The sequence below is a fragment of the Paenibacillus sp. FSL H3-0286 genome, from assembly GCF_045040705.1.
Taxonomy (GTDB): domain Bacteria; phylum Bacillota; class Bacilli; order Paenibacillales; family Paenibacillaceae; genus Paenibacillus_AQ; species Paenibacillus_AQ odorifer.
This window is the reverse complement of the sequence record NZ_CP150285.1, coordinates 2,464,067-2,483,519: the sequence shown is the minus strand read 5'-3', so window position 1 is coordinate 2,483,519 and position 19,453 is coordinate 2,464,067. Positions and strand designations below refer to the sequence as shown.

15 protein-coding genes are annotated in these 19,453 nt (G+C 44.5%); 7 read left to right on the top strand and 8 right to left on the bottom strand.

The window, feature by feature from the left end; all coding sequences use genetic code 11:
• Positions 1-119: 119 nt before the first annotated feature.
• Positions 120-416, bottom strand: a complete 297-nt coding sequence (locus MHB37_RS10665) for a helix-turn-helix transcriptional regulator (protein WP_038569940.1) — start codon at positions 414-416, stop codon at positions 120-122.
• Between the two features lie 129 nt (positions 417-545).
• Here MHB37_RS10665 and MHB37_RS10660 point away from each other — a divergent pair, with 129 nt between their 5' ends.
• On the top strand, positions 546-1,325 hold the full coding sequence (locus tag MHB37_RS10660) for an AraC family transcriptional regulator (RefSeq protein ID WP_076195012.1): 780 nt from the start codon (positions 546-548) through the stop codon (positions 1,323-1,325).
• 44 nt (positions 1,326-1,369) lie between these two features.
• Here the strand turns inward: MHB37_RS10660 and MHB37_RS10655 are convergent, their stop codons facing one another.
• Positions 1,370-4,237: a glycosyl hydrolase 115 family protein gene (locus tag MHB37_RS10655; RefSeq protein ID WP_405169221.1), complete on the bottom strand. Its 2,868-nt coding sequence runs from the start codon at positions 4,235-4,237 to the stop codon at positions 1,370-1,372.
• Between the two features lie 241 nt (positions 4,238-4,478).
• Between MHB37_RS10655 and MHB37_RS10650 the strand changes: the two genes are divergently transcribed.
• On the top strand, positions 4,479-6,221 hold the full coding sequence (locus MHB37_RS10650) for an SGNH/GDSL hydrolase family protein (RefSeq protein ID WP_076195016.1): 1,743 nt from the start codon (positions 4,479-4,481) through the stop codon (positions 6,219-6,221).
• Between the two features lie 86 nt (positions 6,222-6,307).
• Here MHB37_RS10650 and MHB37_RS10645 read toward each other — a convergent pair whose 3' ends face one another.
• On the bottom strand, positions 6,308-7,258 hold the full coding sequence (locus tag MHB37_RS10645) for a methylenetetrahydrofolate reductase (protein WP_248549229.1): 951 nt from the start codon (positions 7,256-7,258) through the stop codon (positions 6,308-6,310).
• A gap of 239 nt (positions 7,259-7,497) precedes the next feature.
• Here MHB37_RS10645 and MHB37_RS10640 point away from each other — a divergent pair, with 239 nt between their 5' ends.
• Complete coding sequence (locus MHB37_RS10640) at positions 7,498-7,896, top strand: cytidine deaminase (RefSeq protein ID WP_076186474.1); 399 nt, start codon at positions 7,498-7,500, stop codon at positions 7,894-7,896.
• A gap of 425 nt (positions 7,897-8,321) precedes the next feature.
• Here MHB37_RS10640 and MHB37_RS10635 read toward each other — a convergent pair whose 3' ends face one another.
• Positions 8,322-10,961, bottom strand: a complete 2,640-nt coding sequence (locus tag MHB37_RS10635) for an adenosylcobalamin-dependent ribonucleoside-diphosphate reductase (RefSeq protein ID WP_405132600.1) — start codon at positions 10,959-10,961, stop codon at positions 8,322-8,324.
• A gap of 404 nt (positions 10,962-11,365) precedes the next feature.
• On the opposite strand from MHB37_RS10635, the gene MHB37_RS10630 reads away from it, so the two are divergent.
• The 3 genes from MHB37_RS10630 (at position 11,366) to MHB37_RS10620 (ending at position 15,351) form a co-directional block, all read left to right on the top strand.
• A complete protein-coding gene (locus MHB37_RS10630) occupies positions 11,366-13,111 on the top strand; it encodes a DEAD/DEAH box helicase (RefSeq protein WP_076129985.1) in 1,746 nt (581 codons plus the stop codon).
• Positions 13,108-14,172 (top strand): YqhG family protein, encoded by a 1,065-nt coding sequence (locus MHB37_RS10625; protein ID WP_076129984.1) that lies wholly within the window; start codon positions 13,108-13,110, stop codon positions 14,170-14,172. The genes MHB37_RS10630 and MHB37_RS10625 overlap by 4 nt, the downstream gene beginning before the upstream one ends.
• A gap of 156 nt (positions 14,173-14,328) precedes the next feature.
• Positions 14,329-15,351, top strand: coding sequence for a hypothetical protein (locus tag MHB37_RS10620; protein ID WP_076195020.1), 1,023 nt, complete (start codon positions 14,329-14,331; stop codon positions 15,349-15,351).
• A 68-nt stretch (positions 15,352-15,419) separates the two neighbouring features.
• Here MHB37_RS10620 and MHB37_RS10615 read toward each other — a convergent pair whose 3' ends face one another.
• Positions 15,420-15,608 (bottom strand): YqzE family protein, encoded by a 189-nt coding sequence (locus tag MHB37_RS10615; RefSeq protein ID WP_036689445.1) that lies wholly within the window; start codon positions 15,606-15,608, stop codon positions 15,420-15,422.
• A gap of 183 nt (positions 15,609-15,791) precedes the next feature.
• On the opposite strand from MHB37_RS10615, the gene MHB37_RS10610 reads away from it, so the two are divergent.
• The gene (locus tag MHB37_RS10610; protein WP_248549233.1) at positions 15,792-16,544 is read left to right on the top strand and encodes an N-acetylmuramoyl-L-alanine amidase; all 753 of its coding nucleotides are present in this window, start codon (positions 15,792-15,794) and stop codon (positions 16,542-16,544) included.
• Here MHB37_RS10610 and MHB37_RS10605 read toward each other — a convergent pair.
• The 3 genes from MHB37_RS10605 to MHB37_RS10595 form a co-directional block, all read right to left on the bottom strand.
• The gene (locus MHB37_RS10605; protein WP_340012328.1) at positions 16,531-17,391 is read right to left on the bottom strand and encodes a divergent polysaccharide deacetylase family protein; all 861 of its coding nucleotides are present in this window, start codon (positions 17,389-17,391) and stop codon (positions 16,531-16,533) included. The genes MHB37_RS10610 and MHB37_RS10605 overlap by 14 nt on opposite strands.
• A gap of 105 nt (positions 17,392-17,496) precedes the next feature.
• Positions 17,497-18,582, bottom strand: a complete 1,086-nt coding sequence (locus MHB37_RS10600) for a glycerol dehydrogenase (protein ID WP_405169220.1) — start codon at positions 18,580-18,582, stop codon at positions 17,497-17,499.
• 83 nt (positions 18,583-18,665) lie between these two features.
• Positions 18,666-19,409, bottom strand: coding sequence for an SDR family oxidoreductase (locus MHB37_RS10595; RefSeq protein WP_340975626.1), 744 nt, complete (start codon positions 19,407-19,409; stop codon positions 18,666-18,668).
• Positions 19,410-19,453 lie beyond the last annotated feature (44 nt).

Here is a 19,453-nt window from a genome sequence, read left to right as displayed (position 1 = left end):
ACTCCATTAATATTTATTTTTGCTGCTACCTATAACTATTAACCAAACCCTGTACATGATTATCAAATAGTTATAAAACTATCAAACTATCAAGAAAAAATTATAGGTTTCCGGACATATTATAAACTGTCCAAGAAACCCGGTAATAATTCGCTAAACGTATCCTCTCGAAGCTGGCTAATCTTATTCTGCCCCATACGTGTGACACTTACTAAATCAGCTTCATACAAAATCTTCAGATGGTACGACACATTGGATTTGTCCATTCCCATAGATTCACCAATGGACCCACATGTATTGTTCTCCTTATGGAGATGAAGATAACGAATCATTTCAATTCGTTTCACTTCTGCTAATGCTTTAAAAATCTTCACTCGCTTTTCATCATCTTTTAAGGAATATTGTTCGATAGTCATAAAACTATTGTATTCTTCTGATTGCGCAAAGTCAATTTACAATCCCATTTCTTAATCGGATTCATTTTTGTATAATATACCAATCGGCATTAGCGCGGATCTATTTATAAGGACAGAGGGGTGGTAGAAATGGACATTACCAAATACGAAAATCTTGTTCCCCGTGTTTTTTTGTTCGTTGATCGCCGATCCTTCCCGGATTGGGAGATTACGAGGAGTAAAATTGATTTCCATGATCTTACCTTCATCGTAGAAGGAAAGTCTGACTATTTTATTAATGGAGAGAAATTCACGGTTGAAGCCGGGGATATGCTCTATGCCCCTTCTGGCAGCATTCGGGAAGCTCAGACTTTCAAGGAGGCACCCATGCGTTCCTTTGCCTTCAATTTCTTCTGGGAGGGTGAGGACAATCATGTGCAGCTCCCTTTTGAGACTGTAACTAGGAATTGGAGAACTAAAGAGATTCTAGAGGATATTAAAGAATTCTCACATGTCTGGATGGGCAAACAACCTTTCTACAAAATGAAGGCCCGGGCCATCTTTCAACTGATTGTGTACCGCTTATTAAGTATCGCCCACCATCAAGAAACACCTCTGATAGATCTAAGAATCCAAAAAGTGATGACCTATATCATGGATCATTATTCGGAGGAAGTTACGATCAAGGAGCTGGCAGATTGGGTTGCCCTAAATCCCGTATATCTTGGTAAGCTGTTTAAGCAGAACACTGGCTCCACCTGTAAAGAATTTATAAACAAGGTGCGGGTGAACAATGCTGAGATGATTCTATCGGCAGGTGGTTTTAATGTGTCCGAAGTGGCAGCGCACTGTGGTTATCAAGATGTTGCCTACTTCAGCAACGTTTTCAAAAATATAAAGGGTTATCCTCCGTCATCTGCCCTGAAATAACGGAGGATCCGAAGCAACCCAGTTGTTCGCCCTATTAATTCAACCTAACTAAGAATGGACGCCGTCCCGCTAGTATAAAAGCTCTCCTCCGGCCCTAAATAGGAATAAGGAAGCTGGGCAGCGGACAATACAAGCTTTTGCAGAACCAGACCCGCATCCAATCCGTAAAAGCGGAGGGTATGAAGACCCCTCGTTAAAGCATGGCTGGTGGTTACAGCATGAATATTGTCCATAACCGCACGGCACCACGGTTCATTATCATGATTGCCGCCTTCAAAGTTCGTTGGTAAAGCATCCTTAATCACGGGTGCCTGATCATCGAAACCTATCGCATATTTTAACCCGCTAGTTTGTGACAGATTGTTTGTCGGCGCAATATACGCGGTTAAGCTATAATCGGTGTCCTGCTGCACTAGAATCCGATATTCCAGACAAGGTGCATCCTCCGGTTGTTCAAAAGATACAGCATCCGGAAACATTTTAACCGAGGATAAAGAACGTCCATAGCTGTCAATGGTCTTCCATACCACCCCTGATTTCGAAACACGAGTTATGGTATGCTCCGCTTCAATGGACACGATATTATGGGTCTCGATGAATGTCATCGGTGGCATATCCGGAATGTCTATCCAATCCACGGCTGCCTTCACCTTAACTATATTCCCGGCACCGGAGATCGTAATTTCGCCCGTCGATGCTTCTTTGACCTTCTCCCAATCTACGGAAACCTGAAGCGTCTCCCCTGCCTCAATCCAGCCGCGTATTTTCTCAAGCTTGATCCAATCTACGGTGCTCCGCACCTGATATTCAAAACCCGCTTCTCCACCGTTACTGATTGTGATGCGATAGTTTTCTTTTTGGAGATTTGTAAATACCCGAAGATTAGCTGTGCCGGAAACATACGCTTGTTCCGTTCCTTCCACATCGACAATCATTAAAGAACCTCTGGCGGGCGTCAAGGTGTTTACATCCGGATATTTCCACCCTTCTGCATTCCAATGTATATACCCTACATGAGGGGAACTCATCATTCCCTGCCATTTTCCATCCGAAATTCCGCTATTATAAACCAGCTCCAGATACTTATCCCGTTCGATGGTTTCGCGGGTCAGAGCAGCGTAAGTATTTGCCAACATACTATTTCGCTTAGCGTATAGATGGTTCAGTCCAGCATAAATTTGCATTTTGACCACATTGGCCGAGGCAACAGCAGGGAAATATACGAGCTGGAAGTAAGCATCCTTTAGTTGTTCCGGGATTAGCTCATCGTATTTGCCGGCAGCCTTCTCGATCATCACCGCTTGCTCCAGAACTCTGTGCGCCTCATTGTAATGGATAGGACTGAAGGTGGACGGATAAATAATTTCAGGCTTGCGCCGACCGTTCATCCGGATATAATCCCCTAACAATTGTGCGATTCCCAGACATGTCTCTTGTTCCAGCACATATCCGAATTGCTGCTCTACCCAACGGTTGGTGTATTCCACAGTCCGATTGATTGCACCTGTCCCCCAAGCCTCAAAATCGTAGGCCAAATCCAGAAAGTAGGAAATGGGCAATTCCATAGGCTTCAAATCCCCGACGTTCACAATCCATACATCACGGATGCCATAATCGTATGCCATACACATTTGCTCCCAGACTTTTTCAAGCGGGGTCGTATTTAACCATTCATAGGAATGCGGACCACCATGATAGTCAAAATGATAATACATCCCCCATCCTGCGCTGCGGTTACGTTCGTTTTTTGTCGGGATTTTGCGGAGATTGCCAAAGTTATCGTCAGCAAGCAGGATCGTAACGTCATTCAGAACATCCCAGTCCTTCAACCCTTCCACCCCGGCAGTGCCATACCAGTACTTCTCAACTTCCTTATAAACGGCCAAAATTTGCGGCGCATGTTCAAGATTGTATTTCTTCAATAGTTCTTTTTGCGTAAGTATAATGTCCTTCAGCAGATCAATATTCTCCTGGTCGGAGCCCTCCAGCGCAGAGTCACTTTCCCCCCGCATGCCTAGGGTAATCAAGTTATCAAAGTCCTGATTGCGCTTGATTCCGTCTTCCCAGAAATCTGTAATCGCCTGTTTATTACGGGCGAAATCCCATAGGTTACTTGTTCCGTGTTGGCTGTATACCTTCTGCCATTCACTGCCTGCCCGGAATAAGGGTTCATGATGGGAGGTCCCCATAATAATTCCGTATTCTTGTGCATGCTTGGCGTTGGCAATCGGGCTGCTTTTACCATTCAGGCTGAATTCGGCGCTCCACATCGCCGGCCATAAATAATTCCCCTTCAAGCGAAGAATGAGTTCAAATACCTTGTCATAGAAATCTTCATTAAAGTCACCAAATCTTTGAGTTACCCAAGAACCTAAAGACGGCCAGTCGTCATTCAAAAAAATACCTCTATATTTAACCGAAGGCTCCTTGGAGATCACATGAAGCTGGTTATCAGGAATGGACAATGCCGGCTTCTTCTCCGGCACAATATCCGCCCAGTACACCCAAGGACTAACTCCAATCTTTTCGGAGATCGAATACAACCCGTAAATCGTCCCCCGTTTATCACTTCCTACAATGACGAGCGCCTTGTCCACTTCCGCTGTGGGTTGTTCAACCACCTGAATTTTATAACATTCTCTTTTACCTTGGATGACCGATACATCAACGGTTCCCTCCGCGATTAAATCATCGATAAAATCATTACTCCCTATCGATCCAGTGATTATGACTGTTCCATCCAATTCGTTCAATTGTGTATATATCTCAGGCTCAACCTCTGTTACCTGTTTAACATCTGCTGCAAAAGACTGTGCCACCCGGCGTAATCCCTCATAATCTTTCCCCTTGGGGTCTACGTAAATCTTGGCAGCACTGCCCTGCTTCACAAGGTGCAATTCCTTCGTAGGCATGATAATTCTCCCCTTAAGCATCCTATTTTCGTATGACTAGGCACATTATATAAGTAAGCGATTTCAACATCCATGTGTAAACTAGCAACTTTTTGTAATTATTAAATGAAACTTTGTTTATCGGTTGAACAATCTGGATATTTGGTGTTACTGTTAACAGGTATTCCTTCTAACAGAAGCATGTTTTTTGCAAACGCATCCATAACAAGAAAAGCTTATACAAAAAGCGAGGATGATCAATATGAAAAACAATAACGGGGTCATTACAGGTGGCAAGATTGAAGGTCCAAAGGCGCCCAAGGACCCGGCTGAACGCAGGAACGGTTTTTTTGTGCTCTACGAAACAGCGATTGAGGCGACAGCCCGGGCCGAAGGTCCATCTTCACAGGAAGTTTATCTGGAAGGTAACTATCTAATCGACAAGGCCAGATATATTGGCGGCGTCACTGATGAGACAATACTGGAGCTGCTAGGAAACTGTGTTGGATTCCGCAAATTAGTCCATAGTATCGGAGTGTCTGTGAGAAGGGATCATGAGCAGAACGAGCCTATCTCTTTTCTATTGCAGAACTGGGGCAAAACCAGCAAATACGAAACAGGCAGCAGCATACGTGTGCCCTGTCCCTCCGACGGTTCAGAAGTCCTCTTAAAGTTAGAGGATTTGGAATGGTCTGAAGAGGATGCAGTGCTCGGCAAATTCGCTTTTGAATTTAAACATGAAGGCGAACTGGCCATCGCGAGTATAATTTTTTATTTGCATGACGGTTATTCTGTACCAGAGCTAATCATTGAACCGCCTGTAGCGTTTGATTCTAACGAATACCGGGAGATCATTACCCAATCCTTGCTTCATCCGGGCAATAATAAAAGATTAAAAACGGCCATCCATAAGGCTATAAAAGGTGAGGATGTCACGATTGCTTATATTGGGGGTTCCATTACTCAGGGAGCAGGCGCTAAACCGATCCATACAGAATGTTATGCCTACCAATCGTATCTGAGATTTAAGGAATTATTCGGTACGAATGGTGGTGAGAACATCCATTTTGTGAAGGCTGGGGTAGGTGGAACACCGTCCGAGCTTGGGGTCATCCGTTATGAAAGGGATATTCTCCGGGAAGGTTCTGTAACACCTGATATCGTGGTGGTAGAATTTGCGGTAAACGACGAAGGGGATGAAACGAAAGGCAACTGTTTTGAAAGCTTATTCCTAAAAATACTTTCCGCCGATAATAGACCGGCAGTAGTTCTCCTGTTCAGCGTGTTTATGAATGACTGGAACCTGCAGGAACGGCTCTCCCCCATTGGGCGGCGTTATAATCTTCCTATGGTTAGTGTAAAAGATGCGGTATCCGGGCAGTTCCGCCTAAGCAAAAATGAGGGGAACATCCTCTCGAAACGGCAATTTTTCTATGATATCTATCATCCTACTAATGATGGTCACCGGGTGATGGCTGATTGTCTGGCTTATTTATTCTCCGAAACCCACAAAACGCTAATGGACGAAGATGATCTCCTATTGGATCAACATCCGGTCATCGGGAATGATTTTGCGGGAACCCTTCTGCTGGACCGCAAAAGCCATATTGACGCAGGCAGGATCGAGGTGGGCGGATTTTCGGGGATCGATACCGATTTGCAGCGGGTAGAAATGGATGCCAATCCTTTCGGAACTCCGGAATTCCCTCATAATTGGATGCATTCAGCGTCTTCTGGGGAACACAGCTTCAAGCTGACGATAACAAGCAAAAATCTTATCCTCGTATACAAAGATTCTGGCAGCAGCGAATTCGGCAAGGCGAACATTTACGTCGATGGTTGTCTTGTTGTCACCGCTGATCCACATGAGAATAACTGGACACATTGCAATCCGGTAATTCTTTATCAAAATGAGGTTAGCGGGGAGCATCAGGTAGAAATCAGAATGGTGCCGGAAGATCAGGACAAGTCTTTTACTATACTGGGCTTCGGCTATAATGTTTAATAATTTGACCTAGTGGCATATAACCTAAAAAGAAACCCATGGTCTTTAAATGACCTGGGTTTCTCAATAATTAGAGGAATCTTTTTCTATTTGGTAGGCAGCTTCTTATCCAAAATAGCCTTCACATCTTTAACAAGCTGTACGGACGCTTCAATTTCCAACTTACTTGTTGAAACACTTTCAATACTGCAACCAATAGGAATTCCCTTCTCCAGCCCGAAATCTAGTAATTCTTCAAAGATTTTTTGCGATAGCTGGATTGATTTATCCAAAATATCATTCGAGTATTTTAACTCGTTTTCTAACCATCCCGGGATACTGATCCCTAACCACTTCATAAATTGTAATGTTTTCGCGGTGCCGCATGGTGCAAGATTAAATAAAATAGGAACCATCTCAAAACCGTTATTTGTATAGTAATAATATAAATCAGACAATAAATTCTTAGATGCCTCTACATTATAAGTTGCCTGTGTAATAAAAAAATTGCACCCACTGTTGGTCTTTTCGACAACCCGTATATGCTCATCATTCTTTTTTATATGTCTTTCCGGAATGACAACTCCGCCAAAAGTTAAATTGTTATTTAGTTGTTTACTTAGCTTATAAGCCTCTGGTAAATTCAATTTCACCTCTTGTTTACTTGACGAAGCGCCCACATACACGGAAAATCTATCTTCATTTTCGTCAGTTTTAACCCAATCCTCGAACTGAGCTCTAGTATCATTACCGACGCACCGGTAAATTATTTTCGGGACCTCCACCTGTTTTAGATATTTATCACCATAGACAGCCGGATCAATCGTTGGTAAATAGGGATAAGGTCTTTCATGATCCACTCTGTCTACTTCTTCCTGAACGTCGTACAGAATTAACGCATCTAAATCAAGGTTTTTAAGTCTCTCAACCTGTTTCTGGGCGATTTCCGAGACCTTTTCTGGTGCGTGGCTTGCCTTCGGTGGTGTCATCCCATATGTTATAATACCCGGTTTTTTGCTCAATATTTTTTGTTTAAATGTATTCTCTGCCGCTCCCAAATTATAAAACCCCTCTACTCGTCGCTTTTAAGATAAGGTTACCATGGCAGGCTTAATATGTGTAACTTCTATTTACTATATCTAGTTATATTTTAAAGCTATGATTCCCTAATGATACTTATCGAGTAGTACATGTTGACAACCATTTGGTGTGACTATAATATTAGAAGTCCTGCCAACCTTAAGATTGGCGATAAGGGGACCGAAAGGTTCATTCTTATTTAAAAAGGGTGAGTATTATGAATAAAGAAGAATTAATGGAAAGCGCACGTAACACAAAGAAAGCTGCTTATGCCCCATATTCTAAATTTCCAGTTGGAGCAGCCTTATTGCTTAAAGATGGAAATGTTATTAATGGAGTAAACGTAGAAAATGTATCTTTTGGCGCTACTAATTGTGCAGAGAGAACAGCAATCTTCACAGCTATTACAAAGGGCTATACTAAAGGTGATTTTCAGGCTATAGCTGTAGCAGGTGACACAATGGATTTTCTGCCGCCATGCAGTATCTGCAGACAAGTATTATCGGAATTCTGTTTGCCCGACATGCCTGTCTATTTAACCAATGAGAAAAAAGAGATCTTAGAGCTGAGTTTAAAGGATTTATTGCCTTATGCATTCAAAAATTTAGATATGTAAAAATAATTCCTCTCGTAGTGGAATAACAAAAACACGCGTACCTGTGTTAGACAAGTACGCGTGTTTTTTGTGTTAAAAAGCTTAGTCAGAACACAGAGTTCACAGACCAGACACACCGCGTAAATACGTTGTTACTTACCAAATCGCAATTCCAACCTTATCTTTTTCTTTAAATACTACCTTTATCATTTCCAAAGCATTTCTTACCCTAAATTCAATAAATTCTTTATCATAGTCTGTATGTAGTTCTATAGTATCTAAAACTCATATAGTTAAAACCTCTCAATGAACATCATCAATAATAAAAAACAAGCGATCCATTGAGATAAAAGGATAAACACTTCCTCTCGATGATCGCTTGCTTTTAGTAGCTATGCATAGTCACATTTCTAGTTTTCCCACAAAACACTTATCGGCTCTACCCTTTACCCGCAACGACTATAACCGCAATTGCCACAAGTCTTACAGCCCTCAATATTAATCAGCGAGGCGCTGCCGCAGGATGGGCAAAGGTCACGGGAAGCCGTAGCATGGTTATGTCCATGATGACCACCATGTCCATCTTCCGTAGCTGACGGAACGCTCGATTTCAACTCCGCATTTAATGCTTCATTGAAATCCTCCAGCTCCAAAGTTGCTGCAATCGGAGCGGGTACATGATCATCATGAGCATTGTTCAGCACATGTGATTCCAGTGCCTTAGCTACAGCGTCAGCAATGGATTCAACACGATTCGCGCCGAAGCCGATAGCTCCTGATCCGCCAATGCCTTTCAGATGTTTGATCAACAGCTCCACTTTCTCACCATGATCTCCGTAACGGAGGAACAAGGAGCAGACACGGCCTAATGCTTCAGCCATAGCAAAGACGTCAGAACCCGCTTTACCTACATTCAGGAAGATTTCAGCCGGTATTCCATCAAGGTCATTGATCGTAATATATGCCATCCCAAATGGTGTGTTGATTTTATAGGTAGCGCCGCGCAGAACCTGCGGACGTTTTTTGTATTGTTTATCCGCCTCTTTTGTAGTCACTTGAGGCGCTGGACTTGCTGCTACAACACTTGTACTCGCTTCTACAGTAGTTGTAGCTTCTTCTGCCGCAACCGGAGCGGCTTCTTTTTTGTCTTCCTTCTTCGTGGTTTCCAGAACTTGAACGTCACGACTTCCATCGCGGTAGATCGTAACACCCTTACATCCTAGATCAAAGGCCATTTCATATAGCTCAGCCGTCTCCTCAACCGTAAAGTCAGACGGGCAGTTCGCTGTTTTGGAAATAGAGCTATCTACCCAGCGTTGGATCGCTGCTTGCGCACGGATATGATCTTTAGCTGACAGATCCATCGAAGTTACAAAGTAGTCAGGCAGCTCTTCACCCGGATGAGCTTCCAGCCACTCTTGAGCGATTGGAACAAACTGTTCATCATAGCCAAGACGACTTTGACGGAAATATTTAAAGGCAAAATAAGGCTCAATTCCCGTAGAAGTACCTACCATTGTACCTGTACTACCTGTAGGTGCTTGTGTAATCACTGTAACGTTACGCATACCATGTTCACGAATCGCTTCGCCAACCTCTGGATACGCTTCGACTATATTTTTCATAAAGCCGCTCATTAGATATTTCTCAGTATCAAAAGCTAGGAAGGAACCCTTCTCTCCAGCAATTTCTGCCGAAGCAAGGTAGGCTTCACGAGCCATAAAGCCGTATAGCTTGTCCAGAAACTCCAACGATTCCGGGCTGCCGTAACGGATGTTCAATTTAATCATCAGCTCCGCCAATCCCATGGTTCCGAGACCCACGCGGCGTTCCTTTTTCTGATTCGCTTCATTTTCCGGGAAATGATAAGGTGTTTTATCAATTACATTGTCCAGAAAACGGACCGAATAACGGGTTGTAGTCGCAAGATCTTCCCAATCTACATCATGATTTTTCTCATCGTAGAACTTGGACAGGTTCACCGCAGACAGATTGCAGACTCCCCAGCCTGGCAGGCCTTGCTCTCCACAAGGATTCGTACAAATAATCGGGTTGAAATACCAGCTGTTAGACATCTGGTTATAGTATTCCATGAACACGACGCCTGGCTCAGCAGATTTCCATGCCGATTCAATGATCGTACGCCACACGTCACGCGCTTTTACGGTGCGATAATGGATAACGTTTTTGCCGGCAGCTTTCCACTTGTCGAGATCGCCATCCCACATTTCGTTATATTCAGGATCGGTTGTATCCGGGAATACGAGATCCCAGTCCAGATCTTCTTTTACAGCCTTCATAAAACCATTGCTCACACATACCGAAAGGTTAGCATTAGTGACTTGGCCCATCGTTTGCTTCACGGTAATGAAGTCCTCAACATCGGGATGCCAGTCATTAATCATCAACATGAGCGCGCCACGACGGCTGCCGCCTTGCTCAATAAGCCCCGTAGTATAACTAAACAAACCGCCCCAAGATACGGAACCACTGGATGAACCATTAACCCCTCTAACAATCGCACGACGAGGACGCAATGAAGACAGGTTAATGCCCACACCGCCACCACGGGCCATAATCTCCGTCATTTCAGACAATGTCTGCATGATGCCGCCACGGCTGTCTTTTGGAGAAGGGATTACATAACAGTTGAACAATGTTAATTCTTCACTAGCACCTGCACCAGCCGCAATACGTCCACCCGGCACAAGCTTCCAATCATCCAGGATTGAACGGAATTTGCCCGCCCATTCTGCTTGAAGCTCAGGTGTCTTCTCTACAGAAGCCATCGCTGTGGATAGACGGTCCCACATTTCCTCAGGAGTTTTTTCTATATTAAGGGTCAACTTTTCAACATCCGATTTCACAAACTCACCGCTGCGTGTCTTTACAGTTACGATTCGACCACTGCGCTCCACAATTTCTCCGACTTCCTTAGTTGGAAACTTCGGATCATCTTTGGTCAGCACCAATACAACATCGCCTACTTTAGCATTGTTGCTGTCTGCATCCTTCCAAGCATAACGATCCAAAAATATTTTTTCACTTAGCCCTTCAAGGCGTTGCTTACGTTCCACTTTACTCAATAAAAAAACCTCCCGCATGTGTAGTAGATATTAGTTTCCGGTCCAAGGTATGGGCCCACAACAAAAACCCCCTTACCATCCTCCACTGCTTAACAGGTGTATGTAGGAAGCTCATCTTGTCAATAACAAATACCAGCTAAGCACTCTATAAAAAATACATTTTCAAGCTTTTGTCACAATATATTGTGTGCGTCAGCTTTTAAACTATACCACATATTGTATCGAAGGTCTTATTCGAAAATAGAGTCAAGTTGCCGAATTATCGCAAACGTTGCTGCTTTTTCTCGCTCTTGCTCTCTTTTTTAAAGGCTATCGTGAAAAATAAGAGGTTATGAATTCTCTCGTTTACGAGCATACTACTCTTACGAATGGTGATATAAATCCGAGCTTGAGGAGGCTGCATTATGACGCAATTATTCCGTAATTCTCTACCCCAGCAAGGGGGAACACCCGCGCCAATACTGCCTGTTCCTCTTTCTTTTGACCGGAATTGGTTGCAAGATCTGGAGCTCAAATTGGAAAAGGGCGGCCCATGGGGAGACTACCGTTTATCTAAGCTTGCCGTACAAGGAGAGGAAACAGGTCTAGTAACGAGCTTCGATGAGCTGCAATGTATGAAGCATTTATCCGGCTTGTCCCCACTTCCCCATCAGCTGGATACAGCGCATAAGGTTCTGTTCGAAATGTCAGGCCGCGCGATTCTTGCAGATGAGGTTGGACTGGGCAAGACCATTGAAGCAGGACTGGTGCTCAAAGAATATCTGGTACGCGGTCTTGTCTCCAAAGTGCTTATTCTCGTACCTGCTTCTCTAGTATTGCAATGGGTTCGTGAGCTAAATGCGAAATTTGGCATCACTGCTGTCGCTCAGAAAAAAGCCTATTCTTGGGGCAACGCCATAGTCGTCGCATCGATGGATACCGCCAAACGAGATCCTCATAAGGAAATCTTGCTGGAAAATGAATACGATATGTTGATCATTGATGAAGCTCACAAGCTGAAGAATAAAAAATCGACCAATTATCTATTTGTACAGCAATTACGCAAAAAATATTGCCTGCTGCTCACCGCGACTCCCGTTCAGAATGATCTGGGCGAACTCTTTAATCTGATCACTATACTGAAGCCGGGGCAACTTGGAAATCAGGGCGATTTTGCCTCGAATTTCGTGGTTGATAAACGCCAGCCCAAGAATGAAGGTCAACTGCGGGACGAGCTTTCGAAGGTCATGATCCGCAATCGCCGTGGTGAAGGTCCAGTTAATTTCACGAAACGAAAAGTCCGTAATATCCCCTTAGTTCTCTCCCAAGAAGAGAAAGATTTGTATAACAGTGTTACTTCCTTTGTCAAAGACCAGTATCAGGAATCCGGCGGCAATCTTAGCAGCATGCTTTCTCTGGTAACCCTTCAACGTGAGGTGTGCAGCAGCCGGGATGCCGTCTTTATCACTTTAGTTAATTTGATCAAAAAGCTGCCTGCGGATTCCCCAAAAAGAGACCGGATGATGGAGCTGCTACAGACCCTCCGTACCGTTAAAACAAACACTAAAGCTGAAACAACCTTAGCCCTCATTCAAGAAATGAATGAAAAGGTCATCGTTTTCACGGAATATCGAGCAACTCAAGAGTATTTACTACAGTATTTCCGTGAACATGGGCTGATGTGTGTCTCTTATTCCGGCGGAATGAACCGTGGAAAAAAAGATTGGATGATGGATCTTTTCCGCGGCCGCGCTCAAGTTATGATTGCAACGGAAGCCGGTGGTGAAGGAATTAACCTGCAATTTTGCCACCATATGATCAACTTTGATCTGCCCTGGAATCCCATGCGCGTGGAGCAACGTATCGGACGTGTCCATCGGTTAGGGCAAGAAAATGACGTAGTGATCTACAACTTGTCTACGCAAGGCACGATTGAAGAACATATCCTGCATCTGCTGCATGAAAAAATCAATATGTTTGAAATGGTGATTGGCGGGCTGGATGTAATCCTGGAACGTTTTGAAAAGAAGGAATCGCTGGAGAAAAGTTTATACAAAATCATGCTCGAATCCCGCTCCGACGAAGAATTGCGGCATGAGCTGGACCATATTGGTGAATCCCTCAGTGAATTGACACAGGGTATTAAAAAAGAAAGTGGGACTGCGACATGACCCTCACCGCACAGGAAGTACGCAAGCATGTGATGGACTATCTTGAAGCCACTGAATGCTCCATCATTGAGGCTTCGCCCCTTCACGTAACTGTGAAATTATCACCTAGAGCTGACAAAATGCTTACCGACCGGCCGTATTATTGGGGATTCGTGGAGCGCACAGGTGTAGATCCTGAGACCCTTTCTTTCACCTTTGTTTTTGATCCGGAAAAATACGACAGTCAAGCTGCAGTAGAGGTTCCCCCCATTGCAAATCGTAGTGCTGGCATTTTGAATCAAGTTGTCACCGGAAGCCTAACTACAGGCGGAACAAACGATGCAGAGGCCAGCACTGACTTACTCGAATCCGCCTCCCCGGGCTCAGAAGCAGTGAATGCTCCATCTACTGACCCGGAGGAAAGTATCCTAGCCCGCTACTTCGGCATTGTGCCGGCACTCCCACGAATTGGGCCAGGAATGATCCGCAGAGAGGATATTATTTACGGAAGCAAGCGATTGCAACAGATTTGGAACGCCGCTCGGGACGAAGGGAAATGCCTTTACTTATTTGAGGACCCGGGCAGCAGGCAGCGAAACACGCTGTTCTCTGCCGCTTACGAGCCATGGCTTAGTGTCTGCTATAAAGTGGAGATGAGCTGCGATTTGAAACGTGAAGAACTCCATTATCTTGGCATCTCCCTAACAAAGGGAACCATCATTGATGACTTTAATGCAAAAGTTTCCACAAAAGAGATGATGCCACGCTTACCGGAAAATGTGCATATCCAGCCTTATGAAATGACAGTAGCAGCCGCTACCGACTTATTGGAAACTCATCTTACCGCTCAGTTAGCCGAACTGGACTACACTTGGGCAGAACAGGCACGTGAGCGGCTAAGGGTTGAACTGGACATCATTGATGTCTATTATGGAGAGTTGCTGAAGGAGCCTGACGAAGAAAAACGCCTAGCGACTCAAGAGCAGTATAATCGGCGTCGACAAGAGACCATTTGGCAATATGAGCCGCAAATCGCAGTTTCTGCGGTGACCTATGGACTGTTTCATCTGCGGAGCCTATAGAATGCGACCCTACTCGCTAAAAGCAGGCAAAAAAACAAGGGAAATGCCGCCTTCCGGCGCGACAGCAAGCAACAGCCTTTTTATAGCTTGTCCTCTACAATAAAAAGGAAGCTTTTACTTTCTGATATTTCATAACAAAGAAAGGTGAACGACGCCATGAAAATAAGTGTACGGCGGAGGCTGCTTCTTGCAGGTCAAAGCTGCTTCCTCCTGCTTCTATGCATCGGACTCATCGCAACGAGCTCCGGTTCCTCTTCTGCGCTTGCCGCTTCCAGAGTAAGTGTAGTTGATTCAGTCACACAGGATTTGATACCTGTACTGCAGATGGATATCTTACCTTCACCCGGTACGGTCCAAGAATTTGCCAAGAGTACACTGAACAAGCTCGCAGCAGAAGCTCCATTTACAGCCTGGAAGGACGCAGGAATAGAATATTATCCTCTGGGTCCAGGTACTCATAGCTGGCTTGTCAACGTTATGAAAGGTGAACAGCGGATCGGCTACATGATCATTTCCGCTACGGATCAAGGTGGTTATATGCTTAGCGAATATGGAGCTGGCACTTACGGACTCCCCTATAGTTTATTAGAACTGCGCCAATTTTTGGTGCAGGAAGGACTTATACCTTCATCTTATACCGGAAAAATAAAACTCACAGCCTTATATGCACCACTTCTACCCGTATGGAAAATCGTCATTGACGATAAGACAATATTTATCAATGCTTCCGTGCCGCAAGTTTTACCGTGGACGCTAAGTAAAGCGGAAGAAGTGCTTAAAGGACAGCAGACAGAAACGGATGTAATCACTAACCTAACTACTGATTTGTCTCCGCTTTCTGCCTATCAAAGCGGGGGAACAGATGATCCTTATAAAGATATCATGTGGTTGACCTCCCCAAAACTGCTTGCTGTAGGCGGTGACAATATCGCCGCACTGATTCGTCCCAAGGAAAGTATTGCTTATCAAGCCGCTGGCCGAAATGATATCGTAGGGGCACCTTTCATGATTACAGGTTATCAAAACTGGTTGCCTGCTTCGAATAAAACAAAAGCAATAAACAACATGCCTACCGTTTACGCAGCATCAGGGCCAGAAGGAAGACGGTATTTGCCACTCACTGCCTTGCAGGCTATAGGAACACTGCACAAGCTGCCCGACAGAAATATCTATAACTAAACATAACAAATAACCTTCCGCTGCCACGCTCGATTAGGCACTGGAAGGTTATTTGTTATTTGTGAAATTCAATCCTTGTCACTGTGGCTCCATTTGCTTCGCCAGATCGACCAACCAAGCGGAAGCATACCGAACCATTTTTGTGACCACGGCTGCTTTGTAGCCGCTCTACGAGCATGAATGGCACGCGGATCCTCGATATAAACAACTACCTTCTCAGTGATATACTTCACAAGCTCATCGCCGCCGGAAGCCATTTGTAACACCTCCTACATTGTAAGTGAATTAAGATAGCCAGCGTCGTTCCATGCTCTTAGTGTGCACCACCGAGCATATATCTAAACTCTTGTCTCGAATTGTTCGAATAGGTTTACCTATTAAAGCACAATCTAACAAAGAATCTAGGGCACGAGGTTATTCACATGCAAGGAGGAGTTCATTTGAACAATGGGAGAAATAAAGCTTATTCCAAGACAGCAGCTGCAATATGTAGCTTGCGTATTACTTTAACCACAGTTGGACTTCTAATGCTGTTTATGGGGAGTGCATATGCTTCTGCAACTCCATCCAAACCCGTAGTGAATGATGAACGTCAGCATCTCTTAAGCCACGGTCACCGGATGATCTTAATTGACGCAGGACATGGGGGGATCGACGGAGGAACTTCCTACGGGAACATTCTTGAAAAGGATATTACATTAGATATCTCACGCCGATTATTTCTGCTGCTGCGCAGCGATGGATTTGACGTTGCCTTAAATCGTAATGGAGATTACGCCCCAAGCGATGAGAACCGCTGGCTGCGCAGTAAATCCCGGCATCTGCGCGACCTTGCCCAGCGTAAAGAGCTGGCTGAGACATTACCAGCTACTGTAGTCGTCAGCATCCATGTTAACTGGGCACCTTCACCATCCAAGCATGGTCCGCTTGTATTATATCGCCAAGAAGGGCGCAGCTTTATCCTCGCCCAGACCATTCAGCAACAATTAAACAGTCTCTATAATATCCAGGCAGAGACAAGACCGGGTAAACCTTTTTATTTACTCAACAAAATAACCGCCACAACCGTAATTGTTGAGGCGGGTTTTGTAAGCAGTCCGACAGATCGCGAAAAGCTGTGCACCCCTAAAGGGCAACAAGAAATTGCTGAAGCAATTGCTGGCGGCATAGTAGCTTATCTTATGGAAGTGTAGGATTCGAGTTCCATTTCATTTCGTTTTTAACGAGATCAGAAATGCCTATAAATTCAACATCATCTTTTATTTGCTCCACACCGCTGCGGATGCCTGCGGCGGTTTCTTTTCCATATACACCAACATGACCAATGGTTACGCAGAATCGTTGATCCTTCGCCAGATTATTTACTAGACCCATTTGTTTCAGGACATGATTAGCTGTGTGTGTATCATCCAAAAAGATATGGTTCTCTACGCGCGGCAGCCCCATTCGATAAGCCATATTGCCAGCAACAGAACGGTAGTTGGTCTTACTGTCCACAAAAAACAATCCCCGCTCTTTGCAGACGGCTAAAATCACACCCATAATCCGTTCGTCCCCGGTAATCTTAGAGCCCATATGGTTGTTTATACCGATAGCATAAGGCACATTATCGAGCGCGGCTTCCACCTTTTGACGCACTTCTTCATCAGACATCTTAGCCAGTATAGCTCCCGGTCCAAGCCATTTAGGATTACCCTGGCGGGGCTCCATTGGCAAATGGACCAGAACATCATCTCCGCGTTCATGCGCGCGTGTGGCGTCCTTCACAGATGTAGGCAAAAAGGGCATAACCGCCACAGTAAGCTTTATTGGCAGCGAAAACATTTCATCCGTCCCCTTCATGCCATTGCCGAAATCGTCAATAATAATTACGACCTTATTACGTTGAGATGTCTTCTCTTTACTTGGTGTGTTTGTAGGGTTGTCTCTGGACTCGGCAGCTGAAACAGACGGTGCCATGGGAGCGATTAAAGTAACCATTAAAGCAGCAACAGCAATCCAAATTAGTAAATAACGTTTGAACTTTCGACTGTCCTTCATCAAGAGGAACGCCTCCTTCGTCTTAAACAATTATTCTCATTGTTTGGTTCACGAAGGTTAAATATGTACGGGGAGGGTTCGCAATAATTTACAATCGGGCTTTTTCTATTGTCCCCGCGCGTCTGCGGCAAGAATTGCTTCCAGCACATCCACAGCTTGAACTTCAAAGGGCATATTCCAGATGGGGCTATCCTCAGAACAGCTAGCTTCCGCCACCATCATCAATGGATCAATATCCTTACTGGTAATTCCAAGATCGTTGAGAGTAACGGGAAGACCGATTTTTTTGCAGAAACCAATCACCTGATCAATCTCTTCATATGGTGCTTTCTCCAGTACAAGCTGAACGATCGTAGCAAAAGCAACCTTTTCACCATGAAGAGTATTCCTGCATTCCTCATGCAGCGTCAATCCATTATGAATCGCATGCGCCGCAGCAAGTCCTCCACTTTCAAACCCAATGCCACTCAAGTAAATATTGGCTTCAATGATATGTTCCACCGCAGGAGAGGTGATGCCTTGCTTAACATCTTTTAATGCCGTTTCACCCTCTGCAAGAAGGGTATCCAGACAGGCACGAGCTAATGAAAGGGCTGCAATTGTGCTAGTCCCACCTGCGTGTGTAATTGCCCCAGATTCTCGACAAGCTCTTGCTTCGTAAAAAGTGGACAAAGCGTCTCCCATTCCGGCAACAAGTAATCTTGCAGGAGCTTTAGCAATGATATCGACATCTACGATAACCAGATCAGGATTTCTTTTTAATGGAAGATAACAGTCAAAGTCTCCCTCATCCGTATACAACACTGATAAAGCACTGCAAGGTGCATCCGTTGAAGCCACTGTGGGTACAATAACTACCGGGAGGTTACTCATGTGGCTTACTGCTTTTGCCGTATCTAAGGTCTTGCCGCCGCCAATCCCTATAATGACTTCGGTATCCTTCAAGCCAATTGCGGTTACTATCTCATTAACCTGATTACGGCTACAATCGCCCTTGAATTCACACATCACTAGTGGCATTTCGTTCATTTCAAAACTGTATGTGATCTCTTTTTTGTACACAGAGAAAATATAAGGATCAATAATGGCATAAGCTCTTGTCGCTCCAAGCTGCAAACAATAATCTCCCAGCTTACGAATTTCACCATGTCCTTGTATATATTTAGTCGGTGAGCAGATGATCCGCGTCATGGTTTCACTCCTCCTTTTATTTACATTCATTTTAGAAGGATTGACCACATTCAGCTATTAAAAAGATCCCTTTAACCACCAGCTTAAATAAATCCACCATTCACACGGATCGTCTGACCTGTAACCCACTGTGATTCTTTGCTGGCTAAGAACAACACAATGTTTGAGATATCCTCAGGCTCGCCTAAACGTCCAAAGGAATTCATATTCCCCACGGTTACAATCTCTTCCGCCGATTTTCCTACGGTAAATAACTCCGTATTCACAGGTCCAGGTGAAACAGCATTGATAGTGATTCCTTTTCGTCCAAATTCTTTGGCCAGCTGACGAGTGATTTGTTCCACTGCTCCCTTAGTTCCTGCATAGACGCTGTAGGTCGGGAACATTTGACCCGTAACGGAAGTTGAAAAATTGATAATCCGTCCGTTATCATTCATATATTTAGCTGCTTGCTGGCAAGCAAAAAAGGTGCCTTTTACATTAATCGCAAACTGCTTGTCAAAATCCTCTTCCGTCATATTTAAGATCGGCTTCGTAATCATAATCCCGGCGTTATTGACGAGAATGTCGAGTTGTCCATAGGCTTCTAGTGTGGTTTGGAATAATTGTTCAAGTTCTGCCACCTGGCTGATGTCCGCCCGAATAGCGACGGCCTCTCCACCCTTTTGTTTAATACCGGTTACGACTTCCTCGGCTTTGCCGGGGTTACTCGAAAAGTTAACGACCACCTTCGCACCCTGTTGTGCCAAGTTCTCCGCAATCTCCCGGCCCATGCCTCTCGATGCACCTGTTACTAATGCTACTTTTCCAGCTAAATTCTGGTTCATAATTACTCCTCCTATTGCTTTGGCCTTCTTGTTGGTCTGATTAT

What these genes read in the sequence shown, in the direction of transcription:
- MHB37_RS10650 (WP_076195016.1), top strand. Translation starts at nt 4,479, where the DNA reads ATGAAAAACAATAACGGGGTCATTACAGGTGGCAAGATTGAAGGTCCA.
- MHB37_RS10630 (WP_076129985.1), top strand. Translation starts at nt 11,366, where the DNA reads ATGACGCAATTATTCCGTAATTCTCTACCCCAGCAAGGGGGAACACCC.
- MHB37_RS10620 (WP_076195020.1), top strand. Translation starts at nt 14,329, where the DNA reads ATGAAAATAAGTGTACGGCGGAGGCTGCTTCTTGCAGGTCAAAGCTGC.
- MHB37_RS10655 (WP_405169221.1), bottom strand. Translation starts at nt 4,237, where the DNA reads ATGCCTACGAAGGAATTGCACCTTGTGAAGCAGGGCAGTGCTGCCAAG.
- MHB37_RS10600 (WP_405169220.1), bottom strand. Translation starts at nt 18,582, where the DNA reads ATGACGCGGATCATCTGCTCACCGACTAAATATATACAAGGACATGGT.
- MHB37_RS10665 (WP_038569940.1), bottom strand. Translation starts at nt 416, where the DNA reads ATGACTATCGAACAATATTCCTTAAAAGATGATGAAAAGCGAGTGAAG.
- MHB37_RS10625 (WP_076129984.1), top strand. Translation starts at nt 13,108, where the DNA reads ATGACCCTCACCGCACAGGAAGTACGCAAGCATGTGATGGACTATCTT.
- MHB37_RS10660 (WP_076195012.1), top strand. Translation starts at nt 546, where the DNA reads ATGGACATTACCAAATACGAAAATCTTGTTCCCCGTGTTTTTTTGTTC.
- MHB37_RS10605 (WP_340012328.1), bottom strand. Translation starts at nt 17,391, where the DNA reads ATGAAGGACAGTCGAAAGTTCAAACGTTATTTACTAATTTGGATTGCT.
- MHB37_RS10640 (WP_076186474.1), top strand. Translation starts at nt 7,498, where the DNA reads ATGAATAAAGAAGAATTAATGGAAAGCGCACGTAACACAAAGAAAGCT.
- MHB37_RS10595 (WP_340975626.1), bottom strand. Translation starts at nt 19,409, where the DNA reads ATGAACCAGAATTTAGCTGGAAAAGTAGCATTAGTAACAGGTGCATCG.
- MHB37_RS10615 (WP_036689445.1), bottom strand. Translation starts at nt 15,608, where the DNA reads ATGGCTTCCGGCGGCGATGAGCTTGTGAAGTATATCACTGAGAAGGTA.